Annotated in this window: 14 protein-coding genes and 1 tRNA gene; 9 read left to right on the forward strand and 6 right to left on the reverse strand. The window is 58.3% G+C overall.

Translation table 11 applies throughout. The annotated features are described in order from the left end of the window. Nucleotides 1-4 precede the first annotated feature (4 nt). The 5 genes from NA78x_RS29830 (at nucleotide 5) to NA78x_RS29850 (ending at nucleotide 6,490) form a co-directional block, all read left to right on the forward strand. Entirely contained in the window at nucleotides 5-2,632 is a 2,628-nt protein-coding gene (locus NA78x_RS29830) for a YfbK domain-containing protein (RefSeq protein WP_425616029.1), read from the forward strand. Nucleotides 2,633-2,749: 117 nt separating this feature from the next. Next, a complete protein-coding gene (locus tag NA78x_RS29835; protein ID WP_425616030.1) occupies nucleotides 2,750-4,459 on the forward strand; it encodes a thiamine pyrophosphate-binding protein in 1,710 nt (569 codons plus the stop codon). Between the two features lie 48 nt (nucleotides 4,460-4,507). Further along, nucleotides 4,508-4,969, forward strand: a complete 462-nt coding sequence (locus NA78x_RS29840) for a hypothetical protein (protein ID WP_425616031.1) — start codon at nucleotides 4,508-4,510, stop codon at nucleotides 4,967-4,969. A 75-nt stretch (nucleotides 4,970-5,044) separates the two neighbouring features. Beyond that, the gene (locus NA78x_RS29845; RefSeq protein ID WP_425616032.1) at nucleotides 5,045-6,256 is read left to right on the forward strand and encodes a DUF1444 family protein; all 1,212 of its coding nucleotides are present in this window, start codon (nucleotides 5,045-5,047) and stop codon (nucleotides 6,254-6,256) included. 150 nt (nucleotides 6,257-6,406) lie between these two features. After that, a tRNA-Leu gene (locus NA78x_RS29850) sits at nucleotides 6,407-6,490 on the forward strand. A gap of 83 nt (nucleotides 6,491-6,573) precedes the next feature. Here the strand turns inward: NA78x_RS29850 and NA78x_RS29855 are convergent. The 6 genes from NA78x_RS29855 to NA78x_RS29880 form a co-directional block, all read right to left on the reverse strand. Further along, a complete protein-coding gene (locus NA78x_RS29855) occupies nucleotides 6,574-6,849 on the reverse strand; it encodes a hypothetical protein (protein WP_425616033.1) in 276 nt (91 codons plus the stop codon). 286 nt (nucleotides 6,850-7,135) lie between these two features. Then, a complete protein-coding gene (locus tag NA78x_RS29860) occupies nucleotides 7,136-7,549 on the reverse strand; it encodes a hypothetical protein (RefSeq protein WP_425616034.1) in 414 nt (137 codons plus the stop codon). After that, nucleotides 7,533-8,372, reverse strand: a complete 840-nt coding sequence (locus NA78x_RS29865) for a TIGR04255 family protein (RefSeq protein ID WP_425616035.1) — start codon at nucleotides 8,370-8,372, stop codon at nucleotides 7,533-7,535. Before NA78x_RS29865 ends, NA78x_RS29860 begins: the two co-directional genes overlap by 17 nt. Nucleotides 8,373-8,645: 273 nt before the next feature. Next, nucleotides 8,646-9,563: a PP2C family protein-serine/threonine phosphatase gene (locus NA78x_RS29870; protein WP_425616036.1), complete on the reverse strand. Its 918-nt coding sequence runs from the start codon at nucleotides 9,561-9,563 to the stop codon at nucleotides 8,646-8,648. Next, nucleotides 9,511-10,245, reverse strand: a complete 735-nt coding sequence (gene lspA / locus NA78x_RS29875; RefSeq protein WP_425616037.1) for a signal peptidase II — start codon at nucleotides 10,243-10,245, stop codon at nucleotides 9,511-9,513. The genes NA78x_RS29870 and lspA overlap by 53 nt, the downstream gene beginning before the upstream one ends. A gap of 2 nt (nucleotides 10,246-10,247) precedes the next feature. Then, nucleotides 10,248-11,816 (reverse strand): N-acyl-D-amino-acid deacylase family protein, encoded by a 1,569-nt coding sequence (locus NA78x_RS29880; RefSeq protein ID WP_425616038.1) that lies wholly within the window; start codon nucleotides 11,814-11,816, stop codon nucleotides 10,248-10,250. 134 nt (nucleotides 11,817-11,950) lie between these two features. Between NA78x_RS29880 and NA78x_RS29885 the strand changes: the two genes are divergently transcribed. The 4 genes from NA78x_RS29885 (at nucleotide 11,951) to NA78x_RS29900 (ending at nucleotide 18,139) form a co-directional block, all read left to right on the forward strand. Then, the gene (locus NA78x_RS29885) at nucleotides 11,951-12,199 is read left to right on the forward strand and encodes a glutaredoxin family protein (RefSeq protein WP_425616039.1); all 249 of its coding nucleotides are present in this window, start codon (nucleotides 11,951-11,953) and stop codon (nucleotides 12,197-12,199) included. Between the two features lie 588 nt (nucleotides 12,200-12,787). Continuing rightward, nucleotides 12,788-13,405, forward strand: a complete 618-nt coding sequence (locus NA78x_RS29890) for a hypothetical protein (protein ID WP_425616040.1) — start codon at nucleotides 12,788-12,790, stop codon at nucleotides 13,403-13,405. 65 nt (nucleotides 13,406-13,470) lie between these two features. Then, nucleotides 13,471-17,292, forward strand: a complete 3,822-nt coding sequence (ccsA, locus tag NA78x_RS29895; RefSeq protein ID WP_425616041.1) for a cytochrome c biogenesis protein CcsA — start codon at nucleotides 13,471-13,473, stop codon at nucleotides 17,290-17,292. 238 nt (nucleotides 17,293-17,530) lie between these two features. Next, complete coding sequence (locus tag NA78x_RS29900) at nucleotides 17,531-18,139, forward strand: superoxide dismutase (protein WP_425616042.1); 609 nt, start codon at nucleotides 17,531-17,533, stop codon at nucleotides 18,137-18,139. Nucleotides 18,140-18,287: the final 148 nt, after the last annotated feature.

An 18,287-nucleotide genomic window follows, 5' to 3' on the forward strand; every position in this document is an offset into this window, starting at 1 on the left:
ACTCATGAAATCGAATTCCCATTCCGACGACCTTTCCAACGGCTCCGATCCGTTCTCGCAGACCCTGCGAGACTCCCTCGTGAGTCAACCATTGCCCACGGCCAGTTCCGACTTGCGAGCGGCGCTGCTTGCTCGGCTCGATCAGCCTGCGGTCACGCCAGTCTCGCTGTCGCCGGCCGTTGCGGCCCGTCGGCGCACCTTCTTTCAGCGAGCGGCAATTGCCCTCGTCGGTACCGCTGCTGCCATCATGGCGGCAGTCATCTGGCAACGACCGGCGGGTTCGGTGTTGAGCTGGAGCGACTTGTCGGAACCACAGCCGTCAGCTGTTTCTTCGCGAGGTAATCTCCCAGCGGATCCTGCGGCGGCATCAACCCTTCAGGGACATTCGCTCCTTCCCGATCTGTATGGCGATGTGTCCGGCGCTGGCGAATCGGCACGATCCGAGACTCGCACCGTTACACGTACGGATTTGGCTTCGCTAGAAGAGGAAGTGGATAGTAAGTTCTATAGCACTCGACTTCCGGAAAGCTACGGTGAGCGCAATGAGTCAGCACCCTATGGCAACATGCCCGCCAAGGGGCCCGCAGGACCGGTTGTCACCACCGCACCCGGTATTGAAGCGGCCGAATACTCATTGGCCGAGAAGAAGGAGGCTCTGGTTCCAGAGAGCAAGGATCGCCCGACCACATGGGATCGTCGCGTAAAGGAGCGCGAACTAACACCGAGCGCCGATGATCAACTGCAACGTACCGGGGACAATTCCGGTGGCGCTGCGACTGCAGTTCCTGCGTTAGGGACCGCCGCATCCAAGCGGTTGTCAGTCATCGCTGGCACTAGTGTCAGCGGCGATCGGCCATCACCGGCAACAGATTCTGCACCCTACAGTGGGCCCTCAGGGGGCATCGCTGGCAGCGGAAAAGAAGCTCCATCTGAAGCGCAGCTGCAGCAGTTGGCCAAGCGTGAGGAAGAAGTTCGCCGGGATACAAAGTCGCTCACCGACCTCGCCATCAAAGACGCCGAGAAGAACTCCGGTGATTGGTACGAACAACGCGGTAAAGGTATCGATCGCCTTTCGACGCTGGATGCAAAGGCTGTCGAGTTGACCGTTCGTACTGGTGAAGCCAAGAACGAACCAGCGGACGAAGATCGTCACTTCCGCTACATCGCCCCTGGCGTTCAAACGGGCGAACAATACGCCAAGATCATCGAGAATCACTTCAAGGCGCCAACGACACAAGAAGAGGCCCTGTCGACCTTCGCCATTGATGTCGACACCGCGTCCTACGCCAACGTCCGCCGCTTTTTGAACAACGGCCAGCTGCCGCCGCCCGATGCGGTGCGAATCGAAGAGCTGGTGAACTACTTCAAGTACAAGTATCCGCAGCCCAAGGGGGATACTCCGTTCTCCGTCAATCTCGAAATGGCTGACTGCCCCTGGCAGCCTGGCCACAAGTTGTTGCGAGTCGGCTTGCAAGGCAAAGAGATTCACAAGGCCGAACGTCCGCCGAGCAACATCGTGTTCCTCGTCGATACCTCGGGCTCGATGACCGATGCCAGCAAGCTCGCTCTGCTCAAACAGTCGTTCACGCTGATGGTCGGCGAACTGAACGAGAACGATAAGGTGACCATCGTGACTTATGCCGGCAATGCCGGTCTGCGATTGCCACCCACGCGTGGCGATCAGAAGGAGACGATCATCGCGGCCATCGAAGGGATGCAGTCGGGCGGTTCGACGCACGGCAGTGCCGGCATCGAACTGGCCTACGAACATGCGGCCGCCCAGTTCATCAAAGATGGAACCAACAAGGTGATTCTCGCCACCGATGGCGACTTGAACGTCGGCGTCACCGACGATGCCGAACTCATCAAGCTGATCACCAAGAAGGCTGAGACCGGCGTCTATCTCACCGTGCTCGGTGTCGGCACCGGCAACCTGAAAGATGCCAAGATGGAGCAACTGGCCGACAGCGGCAACGGCATCTACGCCTATCTCGATAGCGTTCGCGAAGCCCGCAAGGTGCTCGTCGAACAGATGTCCGGCAGCCTGGTGACGATCGCCAAGGATGTGAAGATTCAGGTCGAGTTTAACCCCAAACATATCCAAGGTTATCGCCTGCTCGGCTACGAGAATCGTGTGATGGCCAATCAAGACTTTCGCAACGATGCCAAGGACGCCGGTGAGATCGGTGCTGGGCACAGCGTGACGGCAATCTACGAAGTGGCCCTGGTGGGTGCCGAGGGTGTGAAGAAAGTGAGTGGCGAAACGCTGCGATATCAACGGCCGATCGAGAAGCCCGCGCTCGAACCGACGAAAGAAGGAATGAGCGATGAACTGTTGATGGTCCGGCTCCGCTACAAGCAGCCCGAGGCAACCAAAGAGACGGAAGCGACCGAACTGAAATTCCCGTTGAAGGACAAGGGTGGCAACTTCAACTCGGCATCGGGCGAGTTTCAATTCGCTTCGGCGGTAGCGGCCTTCGGTCTCGTGCTGCGAGGTTCAGAGTATCGCGGTAGTGCGAACCTCTCGGCCGTTGCCGAAATCGCTGGTGCTGCCACCAGTGAAGACCCCAATGGTCACCGCGCCGAGTTCCTCGACATGGTTCGCAAAGCGAAAACCTTGCGAGGCAACTAAACGCTTAGTTTGCTGACAAACTCAATCGCGACGAGGCCCACCGTTCACTCACGGTGGGCCTCTTGGCAATTCTTGAGCCGACAAGCAGGATGCCTATCTCGCGGTTACAATCTCCGCATGAAAACCTCAGGCATTCAGGCGGCGTTGGAACTGCTGCACGGCGCGGGCGTGAAGCACATTTTCGGCAATCCGGGAACGACCGAATTGCCGCTCAACGAAGCGCTCGTCACCGATCGCCGCTTTCAGTACATCCTCGGGCTGCAGGAAGTGCCGGTGATGGCCATGGCCGATGGCTATGCAATGGCCAGTGGCGGGCTCGGCGTGGTGAATCTGCACATCAGCTGTGGGCTCGGCCACGCGATGGGCATCTTGTACAACGCCTATCGCGAAGGGACGCCGCTGCTCGTCACCGCGGGCCAGCAACACCGCAAGCTGCGGTTCGAAGATCCGATCCTCGCCGGCGACATGGTCGCAGTGGCTCGCCCGTGGACCAAGTGGTCGGCTGAAGTCACGCGTGTGCAAGATGTGCCCAACGCCATTCGCCGCGCGGTGCAAGCGGCGCTCACACCACCGACCGGGCCCGTATTTCTTTCGCTCCCGGTCGATGTGCAAATGGAACTGGTCGAAGGGCTCGATCTCACGCCGCCGCGCTTGCCCAACTCGCGCGTGCGCCCGCCCATCGAAGCGCTACAACGCGCGGTCGAGGTGCTCCTTACCGCAAAGAACCCGGCCATTCTCGCTGGCAGTCGTGTCACCGAGCGTGATGCAGTGAACGAACTGGTTGCGGTGGCCGAACGGCTCAGAGCGCCGGTCATCTCTGAACCCGGCACCACGCACGGTCGGCTGGCGTTCCCCTGCGATCATCCGCTGTATGGCCAAGGCCTCCCGCTGTGGTCGCCGGAGATTCGTGAGCGACTGAAAGACTACGACGCGCTGCTCGTTGTCGGCATGGACCTGCTGCGCCTCTACATGCACTACGAGCCCGATCGTCCGCTGCCAGAGAACATCCGCCTGGTGCATCTGGACGAAGATGCCTGGCAACTCAACAAAAACTATCCGCTCGAGGTCGGCATTCTCGGCGACACCAAGGCGGGCCTGGCTGACCTGGGTACGATGCTCAAGTTGTGCGAACCCCAACTCTCGCCCGAGCAGCGTGAACTCATTCGCGTGCGGGCGCTCAAGCACACGGCCGAACATCAGGCCGCCCGCAATCGCCTGGAACGAGACATCGTGGGCGATCTGGACCTACGACCTCTCACGCCGCGAGCACTCATGGGTTCGCTCGCCAGGATCTTGCCCGACGATGTTGCCGTGATTGAAGAAGCGGTGACTACCACCAACACCACGTTCGAACGGCTCGGTGCTCTAAAGAACACGACAGGCTACTTCGGCCATCGTGGTTGGGCGCTTGGTTGGGGCCTCGGAGTTTCGATTGGCGTGAAACTCGCCTGGCCACAGCGGCCCGTTCTCGCCTTGTTGGGTGAAGGCGCCGCCGGCTACGGCATTCAGGGGCTCTGGTCGGCCGCGCGGTACAAGTTGCCGGTCGTATTTGTCATTTGCAACAACGCGCAGTATCAGATCCTGAAGATCGGCGCGAAAGGTTTGCAATTGCCGCACGCGCTGCAGGACACTTACGAAGGACTCGACTTGGTCGGCCCCGAAGTCGACTTTGTAAAGGTCGCCGAAGGCTTTGGCGTGCAGGCACTGCGCATCAACGAGCCCGACGAACTGTGCGATGCCATTCGCGCTGGCTGGCAAGGAAACCGCCCACTTCTGATCGACGTCCCGATTTCCCGAGTCACCCAGCCTCGGCTGCAGTATGGTTAGCGGGATCGGCGGCCTATCCCGCAATTCCAAGGAAGAGAGCTGCCACTCATGTTACGCAACTTTGCCGGTGTCTTTTTGGGGCTGATTGTCGCCATGTGCGTGGTCGCGCTGGTCGAGATCATCGGGATGGTGATCTATCCGCCCCATCCCGATTTGATGTCGGCCGATGTCGAGAAAAGAGCCGCGGCGATGGCTGCCTTGCCCGCCGGTTCGTTCGGCTTTGTGCTGGCGGCTTGGACGATCGGCTCGTTTGTTGGCTCGTTCCTCGCGGCGTATATTTGCAATGGCCGCAGGCAGATGATGGCCGGCGTTATTGCCTCGTTCCTGTGGGTCGCGGCCCTCGTGAACCTGATTACCATTCCCGGCCCGCTTTGGTTTGGCATCAACGGTCTCGTGCTGATTCCGCTGGCGTTTTGGCTCGGCTGTGTGCTGGCGATTCTGCTTCGTCCCAGTCCCCGCCCAGGCCCGCAACCTTACGACATGCGAGAAAAAGGGATGGCCTGCAAGTGAGCTCACTTCTTCCTTCCCACTCGCCCGCGTAGTACAGTGCGGCTGAGGCAATCGTGGCGAGCAGGAGCAGAGGTCGTGGGCTGGTTCGACTATTTCTTTCGTCCGCCGAGCAAAGACAAATTCGCTCGCCTCATGCTGGCCGAGATTGCCAAGAGCAAGCTCGAGGGCCCGCTGCAGTACGACGCCGATCAGTTCTTGCTCCTGCGCAAAGATGGCGGCTTCATCAACCTGGCCAATGTCTATCAAGAGTATTGCCAGGTACCGCGAGCCGAGCGGGCGGGCATCATGCAGCGCTTCATTCGCGGTTCGCTCGCCAGCAAGACCTTCGAACTGCCCGAAGATTTCGAAGATGTGCATCCCGATCTGCTACCAGTGATTCGCAGCCGTTTTCAGATTGAAGCCGTCCGCCTGCAAGCCAAGCTGAAGGGAAGCGACAAGGTCAACATCCCGCAGCAACTAATCGGCGATCATCTGGCCCTCTCGCTCGTCTACGACTTACCGCACGCCATGCGCAGCATCGGCCAGCAGGAACTCGACGACTGGAACGTCACGTTTTACGAGGCGGTCGAAGCGGCCAAGCACAACCTGGAGCAGATGAACAACTTCTCGGTCGCGTCGCTCGACGATCGTGTCTTCGCCACGGCCACCGGCGACAACTACGACGCCTCTCGCTTGCTGCTCGTCGATGTCATTCGCACCTTTCCCGTGCGCGGCATGCCGGTGGCGATGGTGCCTAACCGCGATACCCTCCTTGTCGCCGGTCAAGACGATCACGAAGGGCTGATGCTGCTGGCCACGCTCGCGGAAGAGGCCTATCAAAAGCCGCGGCCCATCTCGGGCGTCATGCTCTCGCTGGTGGACGACGAATGGCAATCGTGGCTACCCGAAACCACCTCGCCCGCCTACAACCGGTTGCACGAACTCAAGCTGCGCAGCATTGGCGGCGAATACAACGACCAGAAGGAACTCCTCGAACAGTTGCATAGCACGCGCGGCGAAGACGTGTTCGTCTCTTCGTTCAGCGGTGTACAAGACAGCAAAACCGGCAACACGGCCAGCTATTGCATCTGGCCGCGCGATACCCCGACCCTGCTTCCCGAAACCGAGCAGGTCTTCTTCATGGGGGGCGATCCCAAGCAGCCCGAACTGCTCGCCCAAGCCCCCTGGGATCGCGTGCAGCAAGTCGTCGGCCACCTGCTCGAACCGCAGGACTGCTACCCGCCCCGCTACCTCGTCAGCAACTTCCCCAGCGATAGCGAACTCCGCAAGCTGGGCCGGACGAGCTAAGTGATCTACCTGCAAAGGCTTAGCGGCCGGTTATGCCGCCTGTGCCAACATTGCCGCAGCAGGGCGAATTTCGTGGTTCACGAACTCTGCAAACCCCCGCGAACCCCTTGCGACGGTCGGGTGTCGTGTCCTATAACCTAGTAAGCATCTGCGGGCATGGCGGAATTGGCAGACGCGCAAGATTCAGGTTCTTGTGTCCGTAAGGACGTGGAGGTTCAACTCCTCTTGCCCGCACTCCTTAAAAGCCGCTGAAGTTAATCGACTTCAGCGGCTTTTTTCGTTTCTCAAGAGCGGGCATGTACCGCACACCAACCGATCTACTCACCGTATGGGCGGTATGGCACGTCGTCTGATGGCCTTGCGTGTGGCCCGATGATATCTTCAGCCGTAATCAAAGCAGAGACCTTCTCCATCCAGCCTTTGATTCTCTTTTGAGCCTCGCCACCTTTATCGTATTCATTTCGATTGATTTGGATTGCCGTGCAGTGCGCGTGAGGCTCGCCGTACTTGTCATCGAGAGAGTCTGGGCTACAGCCGAACTCAAAGCTATCAATTGCAACCGAACCAGCAATTGATATCAGATGGCTCGCCATGAGCTTGATTGCGTAGTATGGCACGTCGGGTCGTTCGGGACGATGGCAGGCCCAATGCTCCGTTCGAAAGCGACTACGGATCAAGGAGATCCCATCCGCATCATGCTCGGACGGCTTAAAGTGACTGCTGTGAACTGGAGGTGTTGCAGTCTTGTCGACGTAATATGGCTTTGCCCTCGCGGATACCTGCCGATACAGAATCTCGTCTTGCACAACGGTAGGTGTCGACATTGAGTCAGAGAAAAGTTGAAGAATTAGCCGAAACTATTCCGCTTTTACAGGACCATCATTTAATACTAGACGAGTACGTTACTTCGCCATTGCAAAAAGCTGTTAACTCTACCCGGCCATCGTTAAAAAACACGAATTGCGAGATTAACGAGTCATCATTTTCGCCAATAACTCGACGCTCAACAATTATCCCACCATCCGGCTCCGGGCCAATAAATGTTGGCGGGGCAAAAGGGTATTGCTTTTTTAATTCTACAAGCGCGCTCAGCGCTGCTTTGATTGCATCATCCGACGGCGTTACGAACTCATGATCTTCCGTCTGACTCCAAAGCGCGGCGAGCAGTGCGTCGATGCACTTTTCCCATGCCGGATGCACATTGGGTGTTTCTGTAGCAATGGACTCTGATGCTGGCGATTCGCGATTAGAATCCCAGCTAATTCCTTTCACAGAGCTAGTGAGCGTTGTCATGACGTTTCCATGCTTTCTTTGCGTCGCTCGAAACAATCGTATCGAAGGTCGTAACTATCATCGAGTGGCCAATTCCCAGCCCTCGCTCGATTCGCTCAAGTGAATCGCTCGTCTGCTCTGTAAAGCGAAATGTCCCTCGACTTGTGATGTGCAAATACAGGTTTTCGTTCGGACCGTCTTTGTGTGGTTTAGGTTCAACCATAACTCGAGCACACTCGTCGTCTGCCTGCCAAACCCATTGGCCAACCAAGCCGTGTAGCCGTGCGCCAGGTATATCAGTCACTCCGTTGCGCCAAAGACCTGGAACCACTTTCGGCCAATCGTTTGGTGATTTCCAAAGCTCGCCCGCAGGGATCCGATTTACGTAAGTAAGCTCCCAAATCAGAGGCCTAGCGGCTTCAAGTTCATGCTCTTTAAACAGCTGGTGCAACACGCTCCAGGCGTGCTTGAATCGAACCCAAGTTGCATCGTATCTGGGGTACTCGCCTTCACGCATTCGCCAATTCACGACGAGGCGATCCTGTTGCACTTGGCACATCCATCGTTCGTCCGTCGAATTCATCTGCAATCGGCATTCCGGCGAGTCGATCAATGCCAATCGAAGAGTCTGCGGGAGCCACGGCCCTTTATTGCCGAAATCATCCGGAATCGGAATGATCGGTTGTGTCGCCTTAGCTTGCGTGTAATCACCTCGCATTAGCGACCACAGAACACCAAAATGACCAAGATGAAAGCCTTTTGGTGGCGCAAACTGCACCGACATAGCCACTTCAACGAGTGGCGGCTGACCGTATGTGATGTCTGGCGGGGCAGATAAGGGCAAGGCGAATCTCGTTTTTACGGGTCGATTTGGGACCGATCGATAGCCGCAAAGTGTTCTCGTCAATCGTCAGATCGTAACTGTAAACTTACTTGAATTCTACGCTACGCCGGCACTTTTTCCCAGCTTAGAACAAGACCAGTCGAAACTATTTCGGACTGCTTCAGCCGCTACAGATTCTTCAAATCGCTCGTTTAATCGGCCAATTCGGCAGCGATGCCGATTATGCGGTTGAAGCTTACTTGAAGAGCCGCCTAGGGAGTTGTCTAAGCTCGCCTAACACTCCCCCGCCGCATACCGCGCCACAATCACCGTAATGTTGTCGCGCCCCCCGGCGGTGTTGGCGGCGGTGATCAGTTGTTGGCAGGCGGTTTGGGGATCGGCGGCGCCTTGCAGAATGAGGGCGACCTCGTCGCCGGAGAGCATTTCGGTCAGGCCGTCGGAGCAGAGCAGGACGGAGTCGCCAGCCACCAGGTGCAAGCGATGGACGTCGATCCGCACTTTGGGCGATTCGCCGCCGACGGTGCTGGTGATCACATGTCGCCAGCGGTGATGGACGGCTTCTTCCGGCGAGATGACGCCTTTCCGCACCATATCTTCGACCAGCGTATGGTCCTGCGTCACGCTGTACAACACACGGTCGCGAAACAGGTAGCAGCGGCTGTCGCCGACGTGCGCAACAAACAGTTCATCGTTCAAACTGTAAGCCAGCGTGAGGGTCGTCCCCATGCCCAGCAATTCGGGGTGAGCTACCGCTTCGTGGCGAACCCGTTCGTGCGCGTGGCCGAGTGCCTGGCGAAAATCGGCGAGCAACTTGTCGTCCGTATCTCCTTCGTCGCGGGCGAACCACTTCAGCGCTTCGAGGATGTAGGTTTCGACCGAGTCGATGGCCAGCGCGCTCGCTTGTTCGCCCGCGGCATGACCGCCCATGCCATCGGCGACGATAAACAGGTGGCTGCAATCGCTGCTCTGGCGATGCTTCGGCTGCGGCAAGCTGGTCTGCAGCACGCGCAGCGACTTCGCCAGTTGAGCGACGAGAAACTGGTCTTCGTTGTTGGCGCGCACCTGGCCTTTGTCGGTGGCACCAAAGCAGGTCACCGACAAAGGCGGATTATCGCGCGGCGGCGCAAGGGTATCGAGGTCAACCGTGCTGACCACTTTCACTTCGGAATGCATCTCGGGATTCTGATTCATGGCGAGCTCCTGGGTTGGCCTGCTGCGAAATGCAAACCGCGGACCGATCATGGCTGCTGGTGTCTGCCGCGCCAACCGGGGACTGTCGCCACGAGAAGAAGACGGCGGCGATCGCCCCGGCGGTGATGGCGATGTCGGCGACGTTGAAGATGCCCGTGCGAACCGGTCCGATGCCAATATTCAGAAAGTCGGTCACCAGCCCGCCGTTACAAGCCCGGTCGATCATGTTGCCCAGTCCACCTGCGATGATCAGGACCAGCGAGGCAAAGAACGCGTGCGACATCGGCCGGCTGCGCCACAGGTAAATGCTCAGGGCGAGCGTCAGGAGCGAGTTGAACCCGAGAAACACCGCCTGGCGAATCGGGTCGGGCAGGTCGGCGCCCAAACTGAGAAAGCCGCCCGGATTGAGCGAGTACTCGAGCCGTACAATGTCAGACCAGTAAGAGTGCCGCACTTCGAGCGGCAAGGTGCGGGTCGCGACGAACTTTGTGGTTTGATCGCAGCCAATGCAGGCGGCGAGAATCATGCTAGCGAGGATCAGACGAATCTGCTGAGTGCGGCGCTGGTTCAAGCGAGAGTCCTTCTGTCGGTCGGCAGGCTGCTTCTTGAGCCCGCCACTTCGTGAGCGAATGTCCCAACCTATCACGCCCCAGCTGATATGCGGAATGGCAATTAGGGGCAACCCTACGTGCGGTCGTACCGCAGATACTTGCCCGGGGCCGGATCGTTGCCAAATTCGATCGGCTTGCCATTGAGGACGATCAATTGGCCGTTGACGACCACGTGCTCAATCCCGCTACAGACCTGGTGAGGCTGTTCGTAGGTGGCATGATCGGCGACGGTGTTGGCGTCGAAGATCGCAATGTCAGCCCAAGCGCCCGGGCGGATCACGCCGCGATCCTTTAGGCCAAATCGTTGGCAGGGGATGCTGCTCATTTTCTGCACGGCCGTTTCGAGCGAAAATAGCTTGTGATCCCGCACGCACGAGCCGAGCAAGCGGCCGGCTGAACCATAGACACGCGGATGCACGACGCTATCGGGGAACCAGATGCCGTCGCTCCCCATCATGTACAAGTCGTGCGCAAGAAGCGGCCGCACTAACTCATCTTCGCCGGCATTGATGACCAGCAGCGCGGCTAGGTTCTCTTCGACCAGCAAGTGATACAGGGCTTCTTCCGGTGGGCGATTCATCTCGACGATGTAATCGGAGAGAAGCTTGCCGTGATGGGTCGAGTTGTCCCAACTGCTGGTCCAGGCAATATGGAACTTGTGGAGCGGCACGCCCAGGTTGGCCAGCCCTTTGCGAAAGCGGGCCAGCAGTTCCGGTTTGCTCATCTTGGCCAGAACTTGCAGCGGACCTTCCGTCCAAGCTTCATAAGGCAGCAGATAGTTGAGCATCGTGCTGCCCCGCTGATAGGGATACACGTCGAACGACAGATCAACCTCGCGGCGCGCTCGTTCGAGAAACGCGAGCACCTGCTCGACCTCTTCCGGTGTGGTTCCCTTGAGGTGCGAAATATGCACCTTCACACCGGCCCGCTTACCAATTTCGATCGCTTCTTCCAAAGCGACAAAGAGCCCGGCCTTGTACCGAATGTGCGTGACGTACAGGCCGTCGAAGGGGACGATGGCGCGGCAGGCATCGACGAGTTCTTCAGTCGTCGAGGCGCACTGAGTCATGTAGTCGAGCCCGGTCGAGAGGCCGCAGCCTCCTTGCTCCATCGCGATTTCGATTTCGCGGCGTATCTGTCGTTTTTGGTAGTCGTCGAGCCAGCGATGGCCAAAGCCCGCATGGATCGTGCGGCAGTTGCTGTAGGGGACATGCGCGGCGACGTTTTGCGCGGTCCGCCCTTCAAACAACTGCATGTACTCGCCCAGCGACTGCCAATCGCGATAGTCTTGCAGCCGCAGTCCGTTGAGGGGTCGCAGATAGAAGAGCCATTCGCGCCAGGTGTGCTTATCGACCGGCGCGTACGAGATGCCGTCGGCCATCAGCACTTCGGTGGTAAAGCCTTGGCTGGTCTTCGGCCAGAAGTTGGCATGCGAGAGGAGCCAGCCGTCACTATGGTTGTGAACATCGATGAAGCCCGGAGCGACGATAAGACCCGCGGCGTTAATCGTGCTCGGCGCGGTGGCCTCGCCCAGCTGTCCGACGGCGACGATTTGTCCATTGCGAATGCCGACATCAGCTCGGCTGCGTACCGCGCCCGTGCCATCGATAACCTCACCGCCATGAATGATCAGATCGAACAACGTACACCTGCCAGCTTGCAACGGAGGAAGCTTGATTTTTGAGAGGTGGAAGTATCTTAACTAGGCTGGACGGTAGAATTGAGCGGACAGACATCACTTTCTTCTGGCGTAGGCTTTGTGCAGGGCAAAGGCTCATGAGCGAACATCAAGTCACCATCTATACCCGCGTGGGCTGCCACCTTTGTGACGACGCCAAGGAGCTGGTCGAGCGCTACGGCCTGCAACCAACACTGATCGATATCGACGGCGATCCACAACTGCGCGAGCGCTACACCACCTGCGTTCCCGTGGTGGTCATCGACGGCAAGGTCCGCTTTCGCGGTCGCGTGAACGAAGTGCTGCTCCGCCGCGTACTCGCTGGATCGCAAACCCCAGCGGAGTAGCGTGCGTCTTTCTCCCCACACACCTAAACGTCCAACAACCCCAGGGGTTGTTGGACACGTGCCGATTTCTAAATCTTGTCGGAAGTTGTGCCAGTCGTGTCACTTGCGACTCTGCGGCAACTTTTGCCACTCGCTCCATTTGTCCATCAACCGGGAGAGTTCTTGGACACGTGACTCGATCGCAACGGCACTCCCTACCTCGCAAAAACACGACGTCAGCCAACCGCTGCGCGGGCACACACCTCAAACGACCAAGCTGCAAGAGAACTACCCGACATCTTCTCACATTTTGCATTCATTGTCAAGTATTTATTTCGTTATTACAAAACACATTCCGGCGGCTCTGTGTAAGGCCCCCCGGGGCAGCTCGGGCGACGGTGCCCTGTTGTTCGACTCCTGCCCACTTTTGACTGTACGATTCACTGGCTGCGGCGCTATAATGAGTTGTCAGTCCTGCTGGGGCTTCCCACCTGAGGTTGAGTCCGCAAGCAAACCTTGCGAACGGCCAACCACCGCCCCTTTGTGTTGTTCAAAGCAGCTGGCCTGTTGGTGCGCAAGTCTTTGCCAGCTAATCGCTTGAGGTAATTCATGTCGTTGGTTTTTCGTTCTTCCATCTCAACCGCCTGTCTCGCGCTGCTGGTCTTCGCCGGCTGTGCTCCGCAGGACCAGCTCGCTCACTACTCGGTCCCCAAGCCGGAGTCGATCGAGACCCCGCTGATCCGCCCGGCCAATTCTGGCGGGATGCCGCCGGCCATGGGTGGTGGCGGAATGACTCGTCAGCCTCCCGCTGCTGCGGCCAGCGACCTGAAGTTCGCCAAGCCTGAAGGTTGGACCGAAACGGCCGGCAATGCGTTCAGCCTCAAAGCGTTTGAAGTGACCGATGGCAGCGACAAGATCGACATCACGGTCAGCTCGGCCGGTGGTGATCTCACGGCCAACATGAATCGCTGGCGCGGGCAGGTTGGTTTGCCCGAAGCTTCGGCTGAAGAACTCGAGCAGGCTTACAAGCCACTCGAAGTGAATGGTCAAGCCGGGAAGTTCATCGAAATGCACGCGCCCGAGGGTGCTGCTCAAAAGGATTCGATTCTGGGCGCGGTCGTCGTTGAAGGCGACCGCACCTGGTTCATCAAACTACGTGGCAGCACCAAGCTGGCCGAACGGGAACGGGCCAACTTCGAAGCATTTGCCAAATCGCTCGAGTGGTAGTGCCAGGTTGATCTAGTTCGTTAAGCAAGCCTCTCTCTCGCCGACCGACGCGGAGTTTTTTCTGTATGTCCGCTGTATCTCCCGATTCCTTCGCCGCTGCCCCTGCCAAACCCAAGCCGCTGCGCGAGGTAACGACTTTCGACCTGATCGATCGCGTCCTCGCGGTCCTTGGTTCGCAGAAGATCGCCGTGGCCATGTTTGCCTACGGTATCTTCGTGATCCTCGTCGGCACACTGGCCCAAGTCGACAAAGACATCTGGCAAGTGGTGCCCGAGATCTTTCGCGCCTGGATCATGTGGGTCGATATCAACGTCTTCTTTCCGCCGTCATTCTTCCCCGAGTGGGAGAAGCTCGACGTGCCGCTGGTTCCGATGCCGGGCGGCATGTTCGTCGGCGTGACGATGATCCTCAACATGCTGTTCGCCCACACTCGCTGGCTCATTTCTATCAAAGCGAAGCCAGCCCTTTTGTTCTCGGGGCTTGGCCTGGTCGCGTTTGGTTGGCTGGTAACGACGCTGGTGATTCTCAACGGCCATAGCAGCGGCGGCTTTCAAGCGAAGCCTCCATTCACCTGGGAACAGTTCTGGGTTGGTCTGCAACTGTTCACGATTGCTGTCTGGGTGACTTCGGTTTTCTCGTACATCTGGTTCGTGGTACAGCCTACGTTCAAGCTGCCAAAGGTATCGTTCCTCCGTGTAGTCATGCTAGTTTTGCTGGCGTTGCTGCTCGCCGCGCTAACCGCCTTCACTTGGTTCATTCTCTTTGCCTTCGAAAAAGCTCCCGGGGCCGAAGGCCTCCGCATTATGTGGCAATTAACGCAAGCAACGCTCGTGGCCCTGGTGCTGCTCGGCGGCAGCGTCTTGATCTTCGATAAGCGTGGCGGAGTGGTGCTGCTACATCAGGGCATGCTGCTGCTGATGCTCAACGAATTGGTCGTCGCCCGCTATGCCGTCGAATACAACATGGCCATCGCCGAAGGGCAAACCACGAACTACCTGCGCGACATCCGCGCTGCCGAAATCGCGATCATCGATCGCTCGGGCACCGAGAAGGACGAACACTTCGTCGTGCCGTTTCAGCAGATCATCGACAACGCGCGCAAGAACAAAGCGGCTGCCGAAGACGGCAAGCCTTTCACCCCCATTGCCGATCCCGCTGGCCTGCTGCCGGTGAAGGTCACCGTGCTGCAGTACGAGCGGAACGCAGACCTGCGCAAGCTCAAGAAAGATGAGAAGTCGCCTGCCACTGCCGGTATCGGTCTGCAGCAGACGATCATCCCCCGCGCTTCGGCCAAGGGTACCGATACCGACGCCGCCGTCGACTTGGGCGATGCCTACGTGAAGTTCGAAGATAAGAAGACCGGCAAGGATCTCGGTACCTTCCTGCTCGCGCAGGTCATCACCGAGCAAGACGACCCCAAATTGCTCGAAAGTTTTGAGGCCGACGGCAAGACGCTCCTCGCGGGAGTTCGCTTCAAGCGGCAGTACGTTCCGTTCACCGTGCGATTGAAGGATGTGCGTAAGGACGACTATGTCGCCTCGAACGTGCCGCGCAACTACTCGTCCGATATTCACCTGAAGGATCCGACGAGCGGCGTCGATTCGAACGTGCATATCAAGATGAACGATCCGCTCCGCTACAACGGACTCACCCTTTATCAAAGCGGCTATCAGCAATTGCCCGGTGGCATCGAGCACACCACGCTCGCCGTCGTGCAAAACGCAGGCTGGATGATTCCCTACGTCGCCCTGATGATCATTGCCATCGGCATGATCTCACACTTTCTGATCTCTCTCACCCGGTTCCTCCGGCGTCGTGAATCGGAAGAACTCAACTCGGGCGAAATCATCACTGCCGAGTTGGCGCCGGAGCCCGTCGGCAAGGTGACCAAAAAGGATCGCAAGGGACAGCGAGAGTTGCAGCCTCAACTGGGCCGCAAAGAAACCAGTTGGACACCCACGCTGCTGGCCTCGGGTGGCGCGGCGGTTGTGTTTTTCGTGACACTCGCCATGGCGATGTATCAACCGACAAAGAGCGGCACCCGCATCGACTTGGAAGCCTTCGGTCGTTTACCGGTCGCGTTCAACGGTCGCATCATGCCCATCGACACCTATGCTCGCAACGTGTTGCTGCAACTGCGTCAGCGCGAAACGGCCCTGACCAAAGACAACGTCAAAATTCCTGCCACACAGTGGATGCTCGACCTCATCACCAGCAGCGAGGGTGCCGCGCAGCATCGCGTCATCAAGATCGACAACCCCGATGTGCTCAAGGTGTTCGAACTGCACGATCGGGCCGGACACGTCTTCTCGACGGAAGAGTTGCTCCCCAAGATCAACGAGTTCGAGAAGCAAGTGCGAGCTGCTCGCGAATTGAAGAAGGACGAGAAGGAACTCAGTGCGCTGCAGCGCCGCCTGCTGCTCCTCGATGGCCAGTTGAATCAATACATGGTGCTGATTCGCGCCTTCAGCCCGCCCCGTTTGCCGCCGTTGCCCGAGCCGGGTGACAATCCGCAGCTGATGCAGCAAAAGATCGCGGCCTTCAAAATGGCCATGATGGAAAGCAGCGAAGCGCTCGAGCAGGCCAAACCGCCGCTTGCCATTCCGATGCCCGACCCGAACAAGGCCGAGAGCGCCAAGTGGCAATCGTTCCACAATGCCTGGCTCGTCTGGTTCCTGCAAACGAGCTTGCAACAGCAAAAGGGGGATCCCACCACCGATGCCTTCATCGGCATCATGAACGCCTATCGCGATCATGCTGATGCGCGCAGTGCCTTGGAACTGGCCCGACAAGAAAGAAAACCAGACGCAACCATTACGGATCTGGAGAAGAAAGAAGCAGCGACTGTCGCCCCTTTCAACACGGCGGTTCGTCGTTACGAAGCGCTCGTCGAACGGGCTCAGCCTCCGGAGTTTCAGGCGAAGAAGATCGGTCTTGAAGTCTGGATGAATCAAGTCTCGCCGTTCTACGTCGGCATTCCGCTGTACGTCATCGCCTTTCTGCTCGCGGCCCTGGGCTGGCTCATTCCGTCGAAGGCCGTGAACTGGGGCGCGTTCACCCTGGTGCTGCTCACGTTCGCTCTGCACACAGCAGCACTTGGAATGCGAATCTACATTTCGGGTCGACCGCCGGTGACGAACCTTTATTCTTCAGCCGTGTTCATTGGCTGGTTCTGCGTACTGGTGGGACTGATTGTCGAGCTGATCTTCCGGATCGGTCTCGGCAATCTCGTCGCGACCATTGCTGGCTTCTCGACGCTCATCATCACGTACTTCCTGGGCATGAGCGGCGACACAATCGGCGTGATGCAAGCCGTGCTCGATACGCAGTTCTGGCTGGCCACGCACGTGGTCTGCATCACGATCGGCTACAGCGCCACGTTCTTTGCCGGCTTCCTGGGAGTGCTGTTTGTCGTGCTAGGCATGCTTACGCCCGGGTTAAAGGCCGAGTATCGCAAGATCTGCGCGCGCATGATTTATGGCATTGTCTGCTTTGCGATGTTCTTCAGCTTTTTTGGCACCGTGCTCGGTGGCTTGTGGGCCGATGATTCATGGGGCCGCTTCTGGGGTTGGGACCCCAAGGAAAACGGCGCGCTCATCATCGTCCTCTGGAATGCCCTCATCCTGCATGCCAAGTGGGACAAGCTGGTCGGCGATCGCGGCCTCGCCTTGCTCGCCATCGGTGGCAATATCGTCACCGTTTGGTCCTGGTTCGGCGTGAATGAGCTCGGTGTTGGATTGCACTCTTATGGCTTCACGGATGGCACCCTGTATTACTTAAGTCGTTTCGTATTTTCCCAACTCTTCTTGATTGGCCTGGGTCTGATCCCGATGAAGAACTGGTGGAGCGTCTCGCACGAGAAGTTCAAGAGCGAACTGCTGGCCTAATTCTCTCTTCCTACTCCCTCGCCTCAATGCTTCGAGGTGAGGGCCCGGCGCTGTGCCCTAATTGCCCACTCCAGCCCTGTTCGCTATGCTGCGCTCAGTGGTTATAGGATACGTTCGCACGTCAGAAATCAGCACTGCTGAAGGTCTTGCGGGGTTAGGCAACCGAATCTGACGCGTCGCATTTTCGCGCGGAGCAAGCTTGTTCCGCCGGGCAAAAACATCGCAGGAGTACACGCACATGGCTTACACACTTCCGGCTCTTCCGTACGCTTACAACGCGCTCGAGCCCCACATTGATGCCCGCACGATGGAAATCCATCACACCAAGCATCACCAGGCGTACATCAACAACGTCAACACGGCCATCGCTGGCACCGAATGGGAAAAGCTCCCCGTCGAACAGCTGATCGCCGACATGAACAAGATTCCCGAAAACATTCGCGCGACCGTTCGCAACAACGGTGGCGGTCATGCCAACCACAGCTTGTTCTGGACCGTGATGGGCCCGGGTGCTGGCGGTGAACCGACTGGCGACCTGGCTGCAGCCATCGATGCCGCCTGCGGCAGCTTTGCCCAGTTCAAGGAAGCTTTCGCCAAGGCCGGTGCCACTCGCTTCGGCAGCGGTTGGGCTTGGCTGAATGTCGTCGGCGGCAAGCTGGTCGTCGAAAGCACCGCCAATCAAGACAGCCCGCTGATGGAAGGCAAGACCCCCATCCTCGGTCTCGACGTGTGGGAACACGCCTACTACCTCAACTATCAGAATCGCCGTCCGGATTACATCACGGCCTTCTGGAGCGTGGTGAATTGGAACGAAGTCGCTCGCCGCTTTGCCGCCGCTGGCAAGTAGGTTCTTGTAGGCCGGCAACAAGCGGTACTCCGCGCTTTTCCGGCGACGGTAGTGAAAGCACTGCGAGAAATAATCATCGCCTAGTAGTGCAAAAGCCAATGAACCACCGCCGCAGGGGCGGTGGCGTTGCAAAAATGAATGCCGGAAC

It is taken from the genome of Anatilimnocola aquadivae (assembly GCF_049819085.1).
Classification (GTDB): Bacteria; Planctomycetota; Planctomycetia; order Pirellulales; family Pirellulaceae; genus Anatilimnocola.